This window comes from Streptomyces sp. L2, from assembly GCF_004124325.1.
Lineage (GTDB): Bacteria > Actinomycetota > Actinomycetes > Streptomycetales > Streptomycetaceae > Streptomyces.
On sequence record NZ_QBDT01000001.1, the window covers coordinates 562503 to 579319 of the forward strand.

12 protein-coding genes are annotated in these 16817 nt (G+C 73.0%); 8 read left to right on the forward strand and 4 right to left on the reverse strand.

Annotated features, from left to right (window positions below; all coding sequences use genetic code 11):
• Window positions 1-70: 70 nt before the first annotated feature.
• Entirely contained in the window at window positions 71-1255 is a 1185-nt protein-coding gene (locus DBP14_RS02555) for a serine hydrolase (protein ID WP_129305422.1), read from the reverse strand.
• Between the two features lie 173 nt (window positions 1256-1428).
• Here DBP14_RS02555 and DBP14_RS02560 point away from each other — a divergent pair, with 173 nt between their 5' ends.
• A complete protein-coding gene (locus DBP14_RS02560; protein ID WP_129305423.1) occupies window positions 1429-3066 on the forward strand; it encodes an MFS transporter in 1638 nt (545 codons plus the stop codon).
• A gap of 174 nt (window positions 3067-3240) precedes the next feature.
• Here DBP14_RS02560 and DBP14_RS02565 read toward each other — a convergent pair whose 3' ends face one another.
• Window positions 3241-3837 (reverse strand): TetR/AcrR family transcriptional regulator, encoded by a 597-nt coding sequence (locus tag DBP14_RS02565; protein WP_129305424.1) that lies wholly within the window; start codon window positions 3835-3837, stop codon window positions 3241-3243.
• A gap of 177 nt (window positions 3838-4014) precedes the next feature.
• On the opposite strand from DBP14_RS02565, the gene DBP14_RS02570 reads away from it, so the two are divergent.
• Together DBP14_RS02570 and DBP14_RS02575 are read left to right on the forward strand one after the other, a co-directional pair.
• A complete protein-coding gene (locus DBP14_RS02570) occupies window positions 4015-5580 on the forward strand; it encodes an AMP-binding protein (RefSeq protein WP_129305425.1) in 1566 nt (521 codons plus the stop codon).
• A gap of 24 nt (window positions 5581-5604) precedes the next feature.
• Window positions 5605-6810, forward strand: a complete 1206-nt coding sequence (locus tag DBP14_RS02575; protein WP_129305426.1) for an acyl-CoA dehydrogenase — start codon at window positions 5605-5607, stop codon at window positions 6808-6810.
• A gap of 69 nt (window positions 6811-6879) precedes the next feature.
• Here DBP14_RS02575 and DBP14_RS02580 read toward each other — a convergent pair whose 3' ends face one another.
• Complete coding sequence (locus DBP14_RS02580) at window positions 6880-7887, reverse strand: Lrp/AsnC family transcriptional regulator (protein ID WP_129305427.1); 1008 nt, start codon at window positions 7885-7887, stop codon at window positions 6880-6882.
• 132 nt (window positions 7888-8019) lie between these two features.
• Here DBP14_RS02580 and DBP14_RS02585 point away from each other — a divergent pair, with 132 nt between their 5' ends.
• From DBP14_RS02585 to DBP14_RS02595, 3 genes are all read left to right on the forward strand, one after another.
• Window positions 8020-9249, forward strand: a complete 1230-nt coding sequence (locus tag DBP14_RS02585; RefSeq protein WP_129305428.1) for a M20 family metallopeptidase — start codon at window positions 8020-8022, stop codon at window positions 9247-9249.
• A gap of 76 nt (window positions 9250-9325) precedes the next feature.
• Window positions 9326-10741 carry a cytosine permease gene (locus DBP14_RS02590; RefSeq protein WP_129305429.1) on the forward strand — a complete coding sequence of 472 codons (1416 nt, stop codon included), beginning with the start codon at window positions 9326-9328 and terminating at the stop codon, window positions 10739-10741.
• Between the two features lie 45 nt (window positions 10742-10786).
• Window positions 10787-12007, forward strand: a complete 1221-nt coding sequence (locus tag DBP14_RS02595) for a metallophosphoesterase (RefSeq protein WP_129305430.1) — start codon at window positions 10787-10789, stop codon at window positions 12005-12007.
• Here DBP14_RS02595 and DBP14_RS36345 read toward each other — a convergent pair.
• Entirely contained in the window at window positions 11899-12354 is a 456-nt protein-coding gene (locus tag DBP14_RS36345) for a hypothetical protein (RefSeq protein WP_206739192.1), read from the reverse strand. The genes DBP14_RS02595 and DBP14_RS36345 overlap by 109 nt on opposite strands.
• Window positions 12355-12584: 230 nt before the next feature.
• Between DBP14_RS36345 and DBP14_RS02605 the strand changes: the two genes are divergently transcribed.
• Together DBP14_RS02605 and DBP14_RS02610 are read left to right on the forward strand one after the other, a co-directional pair.
• The gene (locus tag DBP14_RS02605) at window positions 12585-14609 is read left to right on the forward strand and encodes a serine/threonine-protein kinase (RefSeq protein ID WP_129305431.1); all 2025 of its coding nucleotides are present in this window, start codon (window positions 12585-12587) and stop codon (window positions 14607-14609) included.
• Window positions 14610-14791: 182 nt separating this feature from the next.
• On the forward strand, window positions 14792-16801 hold the full coding sequence (locus DBP14_RS02610; protein WP_129305432.1) for an N-6 DNA methylase: 2010 nt from the start codon (window positions 14792-14794) through the stop codon (window positions 16799-16801).
• Window positions 16802-16817: the final 16 nt, after the last annotated feature.

The window sequence follows — 16817 nt, forward strand, 5'->3', positions numbered from 1 at the left end:
GTGGTGGGACCGGCGGCCCGCCCGGCTTCGATGACCGGGGCGGGCCCGGCTCAGCGGGAGTGGCATCTCCTCAGGCCTGGAGGTGGAGCCCGATCCGGACGAACGCCTGGACCAGGGGGGCCGGGGGTACCGCGGGGGACATGACCTGTGAGCCGAAGTGGACGGCCACGAGGTCCAGGCCCGGTGAGACGAAGAGCCGCTGGCCGTGGATGCCGCTGGCCAGGTAGGAGTCGTAGGGGTCGTTCAGGACCCACCACAGGTCGTGGTAGGAGAGCGTGGCCGGTGAGGTGGGGGGTGCGGCCGGGAAGCGGACCCGGCGGGGGTAGCCGTCGGGTACGCCGGTGCTGATCGTGCCGGCCACTTCCGCCGGGATCACCTGCCGGTCCCCCACCGCCCCGCCGCAGCGCAGCATCTCGCCCAGTCGGGCCACATCGCGTGCTGTCGCGCTGAATCCTCCGCAGGCGGCTTCGACTCCGTCGGCGTCCAGGACGTAGTAGGCGTCCTCCTCCGCGCCGATCCCGGTCCACACGAGGTCGCTGAGGAGCGCGGACGTGGTCAGGCCCGTGACCCGGCGCAGGACTTCGGCCAGCGTCTCCACGTTGCCGTTCTCGTAGCGGAACTCCGCTCCCGGGGCCCCGGTGGCGCGGGCGGTCAGCAGGTGTTCGCGGATGGTGTCCGGACCGCTGTAGCCGAACGGCCTCAACCGCGGGGCCACGACCGCGTGGTACCGCTGTGCCTCGATCGCCTTGTCGAAGGGGCGGCCCGCGTAGCTGACCCGGGTGCCCATGTGCAGCAGGTCCTGGACCCGCGCGTCGCCGAAGGCGGTTCCGGCCAGTTCGGGAACGTAGGCGGAAGCCGGGGCCGTACGGTCCAGGAGGCCCTGGTGGGCGAGGGTCGCCGCGACGAGTCCGAGGTAGGACTTGGCCGCCGAGGCGTTGAAGTGCGGGGTGTGCGCGTCGCCGCCCTGCGGGTAGCGCTCGTAGACGATCCGGCCGCGGTGCATCACCAGGAACGCGTCCGTCCGGGCCGCGGCGAACAGGTCCGCGAGCTTGAGCGGGCCCGCGTCGGTGGTGACGAGGTCGAGGGCGTCGAGGTCGGCCTCGTCGCGCGGCAGTGGGCGGGCATGAGCCGCGCCGCGCCACACCCGTCGCGTGGGGGAGAGCTCGCGGCCCTGGGACGTGAAGCGGCGGATCCAGGCGGGATCCGTGTAGCCGCGGGTCCACAGCAGGTCGCTCAGCGGGGCTGTCTCGGGCATGACTCACTCCTTCGCGGGCGCCGGGGGTTTCCGGGCGCGGGTCGTTCGAGGTCGTTCGAGGCGTTGACCTGGAGCGGTCGGGCGCCTAGGTTGCCACATCAGTCGATCGCTAACAGACAGCTTGTACGAGAACAGACTCTCATTTCAATACTCCAGAGCCGCAGGAGCGCCCGATGGTCGAGCCGCAGCCCCGAACCGCCCCCCGCCCGGACACCGCCGGGCCGCCACCGGATCCTCGTGCCGGCCGTCGGCGCGCCTGGCCGGTCGCCGCGCTGATCGTGGCGTTCATGCTGGTCAACTACGCCGACAAGTCCGTCCTGGGACTCGCGGCCGTACCGGTCATGGACGAGCTGCACATCAGCAACAGCACCTACGGCCTGATCTCCAGCTCCTTCGCCCTGCTGTTCAGCCTCTCCGGACTGCTCGTCGGGTTCGTCTCCGCGCGAGTCTCCTGCCGGGTCCTGCTGTTCGCGATGGCCGCGGTGTGGGCGGTGGCCCAGTTGCCCGTCGTCTTCGTGGCGTCCGTGCCGGCGCTCGTGGCCGGGCGGGTGCTGCTGGGCGCGGCCGAGGGGCCGGCCGCGTCGATGTCCATGCACGCGCTGTACAAGTGGTTCCCGGAGGACCGGCGGGGCCTGCCGTCGGCGCTGCAGATCAGTGGCGCCGCGCTGGGCACGCTGATCGCCGCGCCGGTCGTGACCTGGCTGATCGGCGCGTTCGGCTGGCGTTCGGCCTTCGCGGCCCTCGCCGTCACGAGCGCGGTGTGGAGCCTGCTGTGGTGGCGGACCGGGCACGACGGGCCGTACGGCCACGAACCCGCGCACCGCGCGCACCCCGCGCACGGCGCGGCATCGGACAACACGCCGGGCACCCGGCCGGGAACCGCGCCGGACGCGCATGCCGGCGCGTCGGACACCGGGCCGGGCACCGGGCCGGGCGCCGCCTCGTGTGCCGGGCCGGGCACCGCCTCGTGTGCCGGGCCGGGCACCGCCTCGGGTACCGGGCCGGGCACCGCCTCGGGTACCGGGCCGGGCACCGCCTCGGGTACCGGGCCGGGCACCGCCTCGGGTACCGGGCCGGGCACCGAGCCGGGCACCGCCTCGGGTACCGGGCCGGGCACCGCCTCGGGTACCGGGCCGGGCACCGCCTCGGGTACCGACCCGGCGACCCGGCTGCCGTACCGCCGACTGCTGCTGAACGGCACGGTGCTGGGGAGCGTCGCGGGTGCGTTCGGCGCTTCCTGGGCCCTGGCCCTGAGCCAGGCCTGGCTGCCCGCCTACCTGCGCACTCAGCTCGGCATGTCACCGGGCGGGGCGGCGACGTTCATCAGCGGCGTCTCGGCGTTCAGCTTCGTGCTGCTGCTGACGGTGTCGCCGCTGGTCGACGCGCTCAAGCGGCGTGGGGTGTCGAGCCGTTGGTCGAGCGGCGCCCCGCAGGGAGTCGCGGTCACGGTCGCCGGGCTGGCGATGGCGGTCTTCCCCTTCGCCGACGCGCGTGCGCCGCTGCTGGCGCTGCTCGCCGTGGCGTTCGGCGCGCACGCCGTCGCCTTCCCGCTGCACTACATGACGACGGCCGCCGTCGTGCCGCCCGCGCAGCGCGGCGCGGTGTTCGGCATCGTCGCCGCGACCGGCACCCTCCCCGGGCTGATCGCGCCGTACCTGACCGGCCGCCTGCTGGACTCCGCGCCCGCGCAGAGCACCGGATACACGCACGCGTTCCTGCTGTCGGCCGCCGTGATACTGGTCTGCGGGCTCGTCGCCCTGACCGCGATCCGGCCCGAGCGGGACGTACGGCGACTGGGCGCGATGGGCTGAACCCGGGCGGGCGGGCACGGGGACTGGGCCGCCCGCTGAACCGGACGGGCGGGCACAGGGCTCAGACCGACGGCTGAACCGGGGGGTGCACGCGCAGCTCAGGCCGACGGCTGAACCGGGCGGGTGGGCGCGGGGCTCGGGCCGGCGCCTGAACCGGCCGCGTGGGCTCGTGTCTCAGACCGTCGGTTCGAAGCCGCTGGCCCAGTAGCGGCCGCGCATCGCGAGGTCGAGGAGCATGCGCACGACCTCCTCGGCCGGCAGTGCCGGGGCGTCCTGCTCGACCCACCAGCGCAGCACCGCGACCTGCTCCCCCACCCACACCCGGGCCAGCAGCTCGGGGTCGATGCGCGGCTGGACGTCATTGCGTTCCGCACGGGCGCGGAACTCCTCGGCCGTGGCCCGCGCGCAGGCGTCCACGAACATCTGCAACGGCTTGCCGTCGCCCTCCCCGCGCAGCACGATCCGGTACAGGTCACGCTCCTCGCGCGCGTGCCGCAGCATCTCCAGGACCGGCTTGCCGGTGAAGCCGATCGCGTTGTCGGCGACCGCGGGCGCCAGGCGCTCGGACAGCTCGGCGAGCAGGTCCGCGGTCACGCGCGCGAACAGATCCTCCTTGTCCCGGAAGTGCGCGTAGAAGGTCGCGCGTGCCACGTCCGCGCGCTCGGTGATGTCCTCCACCGTCAGCGCCGTGAAGCCCCGCTCCAGGACCAGGGCCACCAGTGCCGCCCCCAGGGCCCGTCGTGAGCGTCTGGTCCGCCTGTCCTCCGCCATGCACCCCTCCTCGGTCGTCGCGCACGGCGGCCGTCGTACCGCGTGCGCGCTCAGTCTAGGAGACTCTTGACAGGTCAGAAGTTAATGAACAAGCTGTCTGGAACTGAGCAGCTTGTAAATCTACAGACGCTCTCCGGATCTCGCCGTCTTCCGACCTCGACTACCGAGTAGGCCCTCATGAACCTCGGCATCTATCTCTCCCGCAGCGCTCGCTACTGGCCCCGGGCCGCCGCCCTCGTCTGCGGGGACCGCTCCTGGACCTTCACCGACCTGGAGCGGGCGGCCAACCGCCTGGCCTCCGCCCTGATCGCCCGGGGCCTCGGTCCCGGCGACGCCGTGGCCTCCCTCGCCTGGAACCGCGGTGAGCTCGTGGAGGTCGAATTCGGCCTGTACAAGGCGGGGTTGACACGTGCGCCCATCAACGCCCGGCTCGGCCGCGGCGAGATCGAGCACATCCTGCGCTACGCCCCCGTACGCGTCCTCGTCCACGACGCCGCCCACCGGGAGGACGCCCTCGCCGCGATCGCCGCGGCCGGGACCGGCTGCCTGCCCGTCTGCCTCGACGACGCGCGCCCGGGCGAGGTCTCCTACGCGGACCTGCTGGCCGAGGGTGGCGAGACGCCCGTCCGCGTCGAGGTCGCCGCGGACGACCCCTGTGTCCTGAACTTCACCTCCGGCTCCACCGGCGCGCTCAAGGCCGCCGTGCAGACGGTCGGCAACCGCCTCGCCAACATGCGCAAGCAGCTGATGACCGACGAGTCCCGGCCCCGCCCCGGCACCCGCTACCTGGCCTGCGGCCCCATCACGCACGCCACCGGCATGGGCCTGCTGGCGGGGGTGTTCGGCGGCTCCACGACGTACGTGCTGCCCACCTGGAGCCCCGAGGCCTTCCTGGAGACGGTCGCACGGGAGCGCATCACCGCGACCTTCCTCGTGCCGGCCATGCTGAACACCGTCCTCGCCCACCCCGGCGCCGCCGGCCACGACCTGTCCTCCCTGACGAGCGTGCGCATCGGCGGAGCGCCCGTCTCACCCCAGCGCCTGCGCGACGCCGTCGAGTTCTTCGGCCCGGTCGTCGCCCAGGGCTACGGCCTCGGCGAGACGACCAGCGTGGTCGCGGGACTGAGCAGCGAGGAGATCGCCGGGGCCGTGAAGGAGGACCCGGAGCTGCTCCAGTCGTGCGGCCGGGCCTCCTACGACACCGAGATACGCGTCGTCGACGAGACGGGCCGGGAACTGGGTCCGCGCGAGGTCGGCGAGGTCATCGTGCGCGGCCCGGACTGCGTACGGGAGTACTGGCAGGAGCCGGAGTTGTCCGCGGAGACCTTCCGCGACGGCTGGGTGCACACCGGCGACCTGGCCTGGATGCGGGAGGACGGCTACCTCTTCCTGGTCGACCGCAAGAAGGACATGATCATCTCGGGCGGTTTCAACATCTACTGCACCGAGGTCGAGGCCGCCCTGTACGAGCACCCCGCCGTGCGGGAAGCCTGCGTGGTCGGCGTGCCCGACGAGCAGTGGGGCGAGGCCGTCAAGGCGGTCGTCGTCACCCACGACGGCATGACCGCCACGACCCCCACGGCCGACGAGCTGATCGCCTTCTGCGCCGACCGGCTGGACCGCTTCAAGAAGCCCCGCTCGGTCGACTTCGTGCCCGAACTGCCCCACAACCGCAACGGCAAGCTCGACCGCAAGGCCGTACGCGAGCCGTTCTGGGCGGGCGCCGCCCGCCGCGTCAACTGACCCCGTCCCGTTCGGAGCACCACCGTGACCTTCTCCCTCCGCCCCTCCTACGACGACCCGCGCACGGCCGAGCTGGTCGACCGCCTGCGCGACTACCTCGACGGCGAACTCGCCGACCACGAGCGCGAACGCGGCCTCACGCACGCGAGCCGCCTCACCCGCGCCGACCTCGAACCGGTCTGGCGCCGCAGCCGCGAACTCGGCTTCTACGGCATCCATCTGCCCGAGGAGTACGGCGGCCAGAACCTCACCTACACCCAACTCGCCGCCCTGAAGGAGGAGATCGGCGCCAGCGGGCGCGTCCTCGCGCACAGTGTGCTCGGCGACATGGGCGGCCCGCTGCGCGCGGGCGACATCCTCACGTACGCCACCGAGCACCAACTGGACACGTACCTGCTGCCGCTCGTCCGGGGCGAGCGGGCGTGCTGCTTCTCCCTCACCGAGACCGACGCCGGATCGGACGTCCGCTCGATGCGGACCGTGGCCGTACGCGACGCCGACGGAGACGGCGGCTACCGGCTGACCGGGCGCAAGGTGTTCTCCTCCGCCGGGCCCTTCGCCGACTTCGCGATCGTCGTCGCCCGCATGGCCGGGACCGGCGAACAGGAGGGCGACAAACCGCGGTTCTCCGCCTTCCTCGTGGACCTGGACAGCCCCGGCTGCCGGGTCGAGGACGGGGCGACGCCGATGTCCGGCGAGCACATCGAGAGCGACATCGTCCTGGACGACTGCTTCGTCCCCGCCGCCAACCTCCTCGGCGAGGAGGGCAAGGGCATGCGCGTCGCGCTCGGCCGGGTGACCACCAACCGGCTCCTGCACTGCCCCACCGTCCTCGGCGCCACCCGCCGCGCCCTCGCCCTCACTCTGGAACGCACCCGCACCCGGAAGGTGGCCGGCGGTCAGCCGCTGCTCATGCTCCAGGCCATCCAGCACAAGGTCGCCGACATGGCCACCGAGTTCTACGCCGCCCGCTCCATGACGTACGCCGCGCTGGCGGCCCTCGACGCGGGCCGCGAGGTGCCGGCCGAAGCCTTCATGTGCAAGCTGTTCGTCGCCGAGTCCGCCTTCCGCATCCTCGACGAGGCCGTGCAGATCCACGGCAAGGAGGGCCTGACCCAGGGGCACGAGATCGAGTACCTCTTCCGCAAGATCCGCATGTTCCGCATCCTGACCGGCACGTCCGAGATCCAGCGCAACGGCATCGCCAAACTCCTGGCCTTCAACCACTGACCTACCACTGACCGGCCACCGACAGACCACTGACCGGCCACTGACCTTCGACCACCGACCCGGCTGGACTCAGCGCGGGGCCGGTTCGGCCCACGGTGCGAGGGGAACGGATCCGACGCCGTGGCCGCTCGCGTCGAAGAGCCTGCCCATGCGCTTGGCCGTGCGCAGCGCGATCGTGCGGTCCTGGACGAGTACGTCCGGGTGCCGGGCGGCGAGGTCGGCCTCCAGCCGGTGGACCTCCTCGGCCCTGCGCAGCCAGAGCGTGACGAGGAGGTTCTCCCGGGCCGCCGTGGTCGCGACGAAGCGCACGCTGGGGACGGCCGCCAAGTGACGGGCGACCGCCACCAGTTCAGGCGCCGGAACCCGCGCCCAGAGTGAGACGGTCACCGGGCGTTCGAAGAGCGGGCCCGCCACGTCGCAGCGCAGGGCCGCCTCTCCGCTGCCGAGCAGGCGTTCAGTCCGGCGGCGTGCGGTGGCGGCGCTGGTGCCCGCCGCCTGCCCGAGCTGATGCCAGGGCAGGCGGCCGTCCCGGCCCAGTCCGGTGAGCAGCCGCCGGTCCAGTTCCGTCAACGACCGCCCCGGCACTCCGCCGGGGCGGTCGGCGCGGCCGAGCGCGGCGGACTGGCCGGGGGCCAGCGCGTCGAGTCGCCAGCGGCTGGCCTCCGTGACGACGTCGGTCGCGATCGCCACCGTGGAGCCGGTCACCCCGGGGAGGCGTTCGACGCGGTCGAGCAGGTAGCGGCCGAACGAGGCCAGATCCGCCGTGATGACCTCCACCAGCAGATCGTGGCTGCCCGCGGTGATCTCCACGGTGACGGCGGCCGGATCACCCGCGAGGGCCGCCGCCACCTCCTCGCGCGTGCCCGGAGCGCAGCGCAGACCGACGTAGGCCGTCAGCGCCACACAGTTCGGGCCGGGTACGGCCGTGACCCACGCCGACCCGGTGTCGGCGAGCCGTTCCCAGCGGCGGGCGGCCGTCGCGGGCGTGCACCCCAGCACCTCCCCCAACTCGGTCCAGGAGGCCCGCGGCCGGACCTGCAGCGCGTGCACCAGAGCCAGGTCCTCCTCGTCGATCATGCTCGATTCCTTCGCTCTCACGACTGCAGATGTCTGATTCAGCCTATCCAGCCGCTCACTGTGACCGCTGCCGCATCATCGTCTGCGCCGACTGGGGCCGGTCGAACGGCCGAGGAACACCGGAGGGAAGCGATGGACCTACGGGACGACGCGCGACGGATGTCCGAGTGGCTCACCCGGCTGCGCCGGGACGTGCACCGGGAACCGGAGACCGGGCTGCACCTGCCCCGCACGCAGGAGAAGGTGCTCGGCGCCCTCGACGGGCTCCCGCTGACCATCACGCAGGGCAGGGCGCTGTCCTCCGTGACCGCCGTGCTGGAGGGCGGCCGCCCCGGACCGGTCGTCCTGCTGCGCGCGGACATGGACGCACTCCCCGTCACCGAGCAGGCGAGCGTGGACTACCGCTCGCGGATCGACGGCCGGATGCACGCCTGCGGCCACGACCTGCACACCGCGATGCTGGCCGGCGCCGCGCACCTGCTCGCCGCGCGGCGGGAGCGGTGGGCCGGCCGGATCGTGCTGATGTTCCAGCCCGGCGAGGAAGGCCACGACGGCGCCCGGCACATGATCGAGGAGGGCCTGCTGGAGGCGGCCGGGGAGCGACCGCAGGCGGCGTACGCCCTGCATGTCAGTGCGCGCCACTGGCCCGGGGGACGGTTCGCCACGCGGCCGGGCCCGCTGATGGCCGCCTCCGACCGCCTCGCCGTCACCGTGCGCGGCATCGGCGGCCATGGTTCCGCCCCGAGCCACGCCCGCAATCCGATCCCCGCCGCCTGCGCCATGATCGGCGAACTCCCCGGCGCCCTGGCCCGGGTGGTGGATCCGCTGGAGCCCGCCGCCCTCAGCGTCGGCACTCTCCATTCCGGCACGGCCGCCAACATCATCCCGGAGACCGCGCGGTTCGAGGCGACCGTCCGCACCTTCCGGCGGAGCACGGGCGAACGCCTCGCCGGTGAGCTGACCCGGCTGTGCCGGGGCGTCGCCGCCGCCCACGGCGTGGACGCCGAGGTCCGGTACGTCAACGAGTACCCGCCCACCGTCGCCGAGCCCGCCGAATCGGCCTTCGCCGCGGACGTGACCCGCGAACTCTTCGGCGCGGACCGCTACGAGGAGATGGCGCGTCCGCTCACCGCCTCGGAGGACTTCTCCCGGGTGCTGGAGGAGATCCCCGGCACCATCGTCCAGCTCGGCGCCACCCCGCCCGGCCGGGACCATCACCACGCGCCCGGCAACCACTCCCCCCACGTCGAGTTCGACGACGGAGTCCTCGCCGACGGCGCTGCCCTGTACGCGGCCCTCGCCCTCCACCGCCTGGCCTTGGCACCAGCACCGGCAGCCGCACCGGCCCCGGCAGCCCCGTAGCGCACGTCGTCCGATCCCAGCCGACCCCACCCGATCCCACCCGCTCCCGCCCGACAACCGAGGAAGGCCCCGCCCCATGAGCGACAGCCCCCGGAGAAGCAGCACCCTCGAACAGCGCGCGATCGACCACGTCCCCGCCGGCGAACGCCACGGCAAGCCCTGGCACCTGTTCACCCTCTGGTTCGCGAGCAACGTCCAGATCACCGGCCTGGTCAACGGCGCCCTCGCCGTCACCATCGGCCTCGACCTGCCCTGGGCGGTCTTCTCGATCCTGGTCGGCAATCTGGTCGGTGGCCTCTTCATGGCCTACCACTCCGTCCAGGGACCGCAGCTGGGCATCCCTCAGATGATCCAGAGCCGGGCGCAGTTCGGCTTCTACGGCGCGATCCTGCCGGTCGCGATCGTGGTCGCCATGTACTTCGGCTTCGCCCTGGAGGGGGCGGTGGTCAACGGCCACGCCGTCGCCGACTGGATCCACGTCCCCTACGCCGCGGGCGTGGTCCTCTCCAACCTGGCCACCCTCGCGGTGGCCGTGGTCGGCTACAAGCTGATCCACGCCGTCAGCAAGTACCTCTCCGTCGTCTCCGGCGTGGTCTTCCTCGCGCTCTTCGTCCAGCTGGCCCGGCACCTTCCCGCCCACTACCACGGCACGTCGGTCAACGCCGGGACCGTGCTGCTCGCGATCTCCATCTTCGCGTCCTGGCAGATCACCTGGGCCCCGTACGTCTCCGACTACTCCCGCTACCTGCCCGAGTCCACCCCGGCGAAGGCCACCTTCTGGTGGACGTACCTCGGCGCGGCCGTCGGCGGCTCCTGGGTCATGGTGATCGGCGCGTTCGCGGCGGTCGTGGGCGGCGACTCGCTCGGCGACAACTCCATCGGCTTCCTGGCCCACCAGTTCCCCGCCATCTCCGGGCTGCTGGTCGCGGCGCTGGTCCTCGGCGGCATCCCCGGCTCCGCCCAGAGCCCCTACGGCGCCTTCCTCACCGCGCTCAGCGGCGTCTCCCCCACCGGCCGCGCCAAGGCGGCACCGCGCGCCCGCACCCTGTTCACCGTGGCGTTCACGGCCGTGACGACCGTGCTCGCGCTCCTGGCCGGCGCCCACACGATGGACCTCTTCCAGAACATCATCCTGATCCTGCTCTACCTGCTGATCCCGTGGACGGCGATCAATCTCACCGACTACTACCTGGTCCGCCACGGCGACTACGACGTGCAGGCGTTCTTCCGCAAGGACGGCCCGTACGGCCGCTGCGACACCGGAGCCGTGCTGATCTTCCTGCTCACCATCGCGGCCGAGATCCCCTTCATCAACAGCCCCGTCTACGAAGGCCCGCTGGCCAAGGCCCTGGGCGACGCGGACATCTCCTGGATCGTCGGCCTCGCCGTCGGCGCCGTCACCTACTACCTGCACGCCACCCACCGCCGCGCCGCCGACCGTTCCCTCACCTCGGCCGCCCCGAGAACACCGGTCCGGCCGGGCCGGGGGTGACCGGATACAGTGCGCGGAAGGGCAGTCCGGTCAGGGAGGGGAAACGTGACCGACACCAGCGACATCCGGCCCGCCGAGGGTGAGGCGCCGGCGCCGCGGCGGAGCCTGCCGCACCGCTTGCTGCGCTACCTCCCCCTGGTCGCCCCCGTCCTGCTGTGGGCCGTGCCCTGCTGGGTCCTGCTGTACGGCGGCCAGCACTGGCCGCCGCCCGTCACACTGGCAGGCACCGCCCTGTTCGTCCTCGGCCTCGCCGGTATGCCGCTCGCGATGACGCGCGGCCACGGCCGGCGCCAGCAGGACGGGGCGGCGATCATCGGTGACACGCTGCTGGGCGCCAGCTGGGTCCTGTTCACCTGGTCCGTCCTGCTCGGTGTCGTCCTGCGGCTCGCGCTGACCGCGGCCGGTGTCGGCCACGGCCAGGACCGGGCCCGGATCGTGACGTGGGCGGTCCTCGGCGTCACCGCCGTATTGCTCGCCTGGGGGTACGCCGAGGCCCGCCGCGTACCCCGCGTGCGCCGGCTCGACGTACGCCTCCCGCGCCTGGGCGCCGGACTGGACGGCACCCGCGTCGTCCTGATCACCGACACCCACTACGGCCCGCTCGACCGGACCCGCTGGTCGGCGCGGGTGTGCGAGACGGTGAACACCCTGGAGGCCGACCTGGTCTGCCACACCGGCGACATCGCGGACGGCACGGCCGAACGCCGCCGCGCCCAGGCCCTGCCCCTGGGGACCGTGCGGGCCACCCGGGCCCGCGTGTACGTCACCGGCAACCACGAGTACTACAGCGAGGCCCAGGGCTGGGTCGACCTGATGGACGAGCTGGGCTGGGAGCCGCTGCGCAACCGCCACCTGCTGCTCGAACGCGGAGGCGACACCCTCGTGGTCGCCGGCGTGGACGACGTCACCGCCGAGTCCTCCGGCCTGGCGGGCCACCGCGCCCACCTCGCCGGCGCCCTCGACGGCGCCGACCCCGGCCTGCCCGTGCTGCTCCTGGCGCACCAGCCCAAGTTCGTCGACCGGGCGGCGGCCGCCGGCGTCGACCTCCAGCTGTCGGGCCACACCCACGGCGGCCAGATCTGGCCCTTCCACCACCTGGTCCGCCTCGACCAGCCCGCCCTGGCCGGCCTCAGCCGACACGGCGCCCGCACACTCCTCTACACCAGCCGCGGCACCGGCTTCTGGGGCCCGCCGTTCCGCGTCTTCGCCCCCAGCGAGATCACCCTCCTCGTCCTCCGCTCCCCGAACCGGCCGGCCTCGTCGTAGGGCGTGTTGCCCTCGCCGACGCCGACGACGCCCCGACCGCCGGTGAATCGGAGCCGCGGCCTGGGTCCTCGATCGTCACCCTCGTCATCGCCTTCATACATGGGGCTCTCTATGGAGTCCCTCGCCCAGGCCCTCCATGCCTCGTCCGGATCACCACCCGCGGCCTCCAGACAGCCGTTGGGGTCGGCCAGATCGTGATGGACGGCGGCAGAGGCGAAGCTCACGGCGTCAGGGGCGTTCGTACCGACGATGTCCGGGTCGATGCCCGCGTGAACAAGAAGGTCGGCGTCTTCGGGACTGCACTCCAGGTCGATGAATCGCGCTCTGGCCGCGTCGTTCACATCCATGCCCAAGGTCCCCCAACTCCACTGACGGCGACGAGGCTGCTCCATCGGCGGACGGACCGGGAGGCCCGTTCCCGGGGGCAACCTTGTCGAAGGGGCATCAAGATGCGTTGCCGTGCGCTAAGTTCACAACGATTCGTCGCCTGGATCGAGGATCGTGCTGTCCATCGATGCCCGGCGGGCACAGCCCCTCGGTCCACTCGGGCCGGACATCACAGTTCAAGGAAGTGTGCGTGAGTGAGAACGGCTCCGGCGGAAGAGTCCAGCCGGCCTGCCCCGGTGACCCCGCCCGCATAGGCCCGTACCGGATCGTCGGGCGGCTCGGCTCGGGGGGCATGGGCACCGTCCATGCCGGAGTGACGTCCGACGGCATGCGCGTGGCGGTCAAGGTGGTCCATCCCGGGCAGGCGCAGGATCCCGAGTTCCGTGCGCGGTTCAGGCGGGAGGTGCACCTGTCCTCCCGGGTCACCGGGCCGCATCTCGTCCCGCTGCTCGCCGCCGATCCGGACGCGGGGACGCCGTGGCTGGCCACCGCCTACGTGCCGGGGCCGACGCTGAACCAGCACGTGGGCGCGCACGGGCCCCTCGACGAGGGAAGCCTGTTCGCGTTCGCCGCCGCGACGGCGCAGGCGCTGACCGCGATTCACGCCGCGGGCGTGGTGCATCGCGACGTGAAGCCGCAGAACGTGCTCCTCACCCCGTCCGGGCCCCGACTGCTGGACTTCGGCATCGCCCACGCCGCCGACGGCACCAGCGTCACCCGGACCGGGGTGATGACCGGTACCCCCGGCTGGATCAGCCCCGAGCAGTACCGTCAGGGCACCGCGGGTCCGGCGGGCGACGTCTTCGCCTGGGGAGCGCTCGTGGCGTACGCGGCAACGGGCCGGCTGCCGTTCGGGACGGGCGCGCCCGACGTGGTGGCCTTCCGGGTGATGTCGGGCGAGGCCGATCTGGACGGCGTCCCCGCCGCCCTGCGCGCGATCGTGGAGAAGGCGCTGGCCCAGGAGCCAGGTGACCGCCCTTCCGCCGCCGAAGCCGCCCGTGAGTGCGCGGTCCGGCTGGCCTCCGAGGCGACCCAGGTGGGGGGCACCGCCCCGGGATCGGCGGCGCCGGCTGTGGACATGGTCGCCGCCGTGTGGAACGTCCCGGCCGGGGACGATCCTTCGTGGCAGTTGACCGCCGGCCCTAAGCAGCCGAGGAAGCGGCTGGTCGGCGGCCTCATTCTCGCTGCGGGCGTCATCGGCGGCCTGGCCGGAGGGGTGGCGGCGCTGTTGCCCGGGACGGGGAGCGGCCCGCACACGTCGGCGGCGGCCTCGGCCTCCGCGTCCGCCTCGTCCTCCTCCGCCGGTTCCGCGCGGCCGTCCGGGAAGACGGTGAACGGCGACGCGGCGGCGAAGCAGCAGACCCCGAGCGGCACCACCGCGACCGCGGAGAGCTGGAGCCTGGCCAGGGCCGCGCAGGGCGCTGGCGAGCACGACGTGGCGCGCGCGGTCCTGCACGACGAGGGGGTCGTAGGGCAGGAGTTGGGCGACGGCGTCGTCTTCTCCCCGGGGGCCGTGCGGTTCCACGAGGCCCGCCAGGAGGTCTACCTCTCCTACACGCTCAGTTCCGACGAGCAGGGCGCGATGTACGCGGAGACGGAGATCGCCAGGAACATGTGCCTGACGGCGCGGGACGTCGTCCTGCGTCTGCACCCGGATCTGCCGTACCGCCGGTACGTGATGGTACGGGAGGAGCCGGGTCAGGGTCCCGAGGTGACGTGGCAGGACGACTTCGTCACCAACTCCCGGTGCCACGTGGCCGCCGAGGACGGCACCGGGCAGGACCCGGACGGCAACGCGCAGGACTGGGCGCCGGACGAGGACGGCCTCGGGCAGGCGATGATTCCCAGCACCGACGGCGACGAGATCCGGGTCGCCGACCGCCTCGCGCGGAAGACCATCCAGCGCAGCAACGCCATGCGCCAGACCCTCGGCACGGATCGCGTCCTCGGCAACGCGGAGATCAAAGTGGGTTTCGACCCCGGCAACGGGGTGATGTACGTCTGGTCCGACTACGCACCATGGGCAGCCGAGGGGAAGGCCGAGTCATGGGCGGCCATGGCCGCCGGTGAGGCGTGCCGGGCCCTCGTGGCTCAGCGGGAGAGCGCAGGCGACGCGTGGCCGTACTCCCGCTACGCCGTGGCGCAGATCGGCGGAAGCCACTACCTGATGATGCGCTGGGGCGACGCCACCACGCGGGCCGCCTGCCCTGCCTGAGCACCCCGTGCGTCGCGAGCCGGGGCCCCCGACCTCCACACTCCCCCCACACAACGAGGGAACGCGCGCCCTGTGAACTCAGTCAATGAGCGTAGTAGCCTCCCATGCCACACCGGCCACACGCCACACGGCCGCTGGGACGCCGACCCCAGCCCAGCCGCCCGCACCTCGGAGACTGTTCGATGAGCACCCCGGACGCCGTACCCGTCAGCCTGGCCGAGATCGCCCGGATCGCCGGCGTCGGACGCGCCGCCGTGAGCAACTGGCGCCGGCGCCACGACTCCTTCCCCAACCGGATCGGCGGCACCGACGTCAGTCCGCAGTTCTCCCTGACCGAGATCGAACAGTGGCTGCGCGACCACGGGAAGCTGACGGACATCGGCGGCAAGGAACTCCTCTGGCCACGCTTCGAACTGCTCGCAAGCCGGAACGAGTCGGGTCTTGCCGTCGCCGAGGCCGCCCGCCGTATGCGGACCGCCAGGGCGCGGATCAGCCACCCCGAACTCTCCCCGCAGGCCCGCGCGCTGGTGGCCGAGGCGGGCAGGCTGGGGCGGGCGGAGGGGCCGCGCGACACCTTCGAGTTCCTGCTGCAACGGTGGCTGGAGACCCATGTCCGGCAGCTCAGCACCACGCCACCGCCCCTCGCCACGCTGATGGCCCGGATCGCCCTCGCCGTCCGCCTCGGACCAGGAGGTGACGGCCTGACCGTGCTGGATCCCGCGTGCGGCACCGGCCACCTGCTGGCAGCCGCCGCGCGGGAGTACGGCGGTCCGGGCCTCGAACTGCTGGGCTGCGAGCGGGATCCGGCGCCGGCCGCGCTGGCGTCCGCCCGGCTCGGCTTCGTCGCGGACGACCGCCCCGCCCGGGTGCGGATCGCCACCACCGACTCCCTGCGGGACGATCCGTTCAGCGGAACCAGGGCCGGCATCGCGCTGTGCAACCCGCCGTTCAACGAACGGGACTGGGGGTACGAGGAACTCGCCGCCGACCGGCGGTGGAGCCATGGCCTGCCCCCGCGGACGGAGCCCGAACTGGCCTGGGTGCAGCACCTCCTGTCCCACCTGGAGCCCGGCGGTGCCGCCGTGGTCGTCCTGCCGCCGGCGGTCGCGTCCCGCAGGGCGGGCCGGCGGGTCCGTGGCTCGCTGCTGCGCACCGGAGCGCTGCGGGCGGTGGTGGCCCTGCCTCCGGGCAGTGCCCAACCCCACAGCGTGTCCCTGCAGTTGTGGGTGCTGCGCGCGGCGGCGGACGGCTCCGCCACCCCTCCCCCGGCCCAGGACGTGCTCCTGGTGGACGCCACGGGCTTCGCCCGGCCGGGAACGCGCGAGCCGAGCCCCGACTGGGACGCTCTCGGCACCTTCGTCCTCACCGCGCTGACGGTCCTCGACCAGCCCGGTCAGGAGCCGCCGGACAGCGCCGTACGGGTTCCCCTGCTCGACCTCCTGGACGACGAGGTGGACGTCACCCCGGGGCGCTACACCGCGTCGGCGTCCGAACCGTCGTCGAAGGAACTGGCCCAGAAGTGGGGCGTGTTCGGGTCACTGCTGACCGACCTGGCCGACCATGCACGGCATCTGTCCGCGCTCGGCACCGCGACCAGCACCGCGACCAGCACCGCGACCAGCACCCAGCAGACCACGACGACAGTGGGAGACCTGGTCAAGGCCGGCGCGCTGACGCTGCGCACAGGTCAGCAGCCCCCCGACGACAACGCGCCCGTCGGCGGGACCGCCGTACCCCTCCTCACCGTCGCCGACCTGCTGCTCGACGGCACGCCCAGCGGTCCGCCGGTCGAAGGCGACGGTCATGCCGTCGCCGAGGAGGGCGACGTGGTGGTCGCCGGAGTGAGCCGGGCGTTCCGGGCGTGGGTCCATGAAGGGCCGCCGGTGGCCCTGGGCCCCCAGCTCTACGCCTTGCGGGCGGACCCCGGGAAGCTGGACGCCCACTTCCTCGCCGGATGTCTGCGCGCACCGGCCAACGGACGCCAGGCCGGCACGCACGCCTCCAGTTCCTCGCGGGTCGACATCCGGCGTCTCCAGGTGCTCCAGCTGCCGTTGGAGCAGCAGGTGGCGTACGCAGAGACGTTCCGCCGCCTCGGCGCTTTCGAGACGCTGCTCACCGAGGCCGGCGGCTTGGGCAGGGAACTGGCGGGCGACTTCAACGACCGGCTCGCGGCAGGCGGGCTCGGCATCTGACGCACCTACCGACAGA

Excerpts from the sequence above, each read along its gene's own strand:
- DBP14_RS02555 (WP_129305422.1), bottom strand. The coding sequence starts at position 1,255 with ATGCCCGAGACAGCCCCGCTGAGCGACCTGCTGTGGACCCGCGGCTAC.
- DBP14_RS02560 (WP_129305423.1), top strand. The coding sequence starts at position 1,429 with ATGGTCGAGCCGCAGCCCCGAACCGCCCCCCGCCCGGACACCGCCGGG.
- DBP14_RS02565 (WP_129305424.1), bottom strand. The coding sequence starts at position 3,837 with ATGGCGGAGGACAGGCGGACCAGACGCTCACGACGGGCCCTGGGGGCG.
- DBP14_RS02570 (WP_129305425.1), top strand. The coding sequence starts at position 4,015 with ATGAACCTCGGCATCTATCTCTCCCGCAGCGCTCGCTACTGGCCCCGG.
- DBP14_RS02580 (WP_129305427.1), bottom strand. The coding sequence starts at position 7,887 with ATGATCGACGAGGAGGACCTGGCTCTGGTGCACGCGCTGCAGGTCCGG.
- DBP14_RS02585 (WP_129305428.1), top strand. The coding sequence starts at position 8,020 with ATGGACCTACGGGACGACGCGCGACGGATGTCCGAGTGGCTCACCCGG.
- DBP14_RS02590 (WP_129305429.1), top strand. The coding sequence starts at position 9,326 with ATGAGCGACAGCCCCCGGAGAAGCAGCACCCTCGAACAGCGCGCGATC.
- DBP14_RS36345 (WP_206739192.1), bottom strand. The coding sequence starts at position 12,354 with ATGGATGTGAACGACGCGGCCAGAGCGCGATTCATCGACCTGGAGTGC.
- DBP14_RS02610 (WP_129305432.1), top strand. The coding sequence starts at position 14,792 with ATGAGCACCCCGGACGCCGTACCCGTCAGCCTGGCCGAGATCGCCCGG.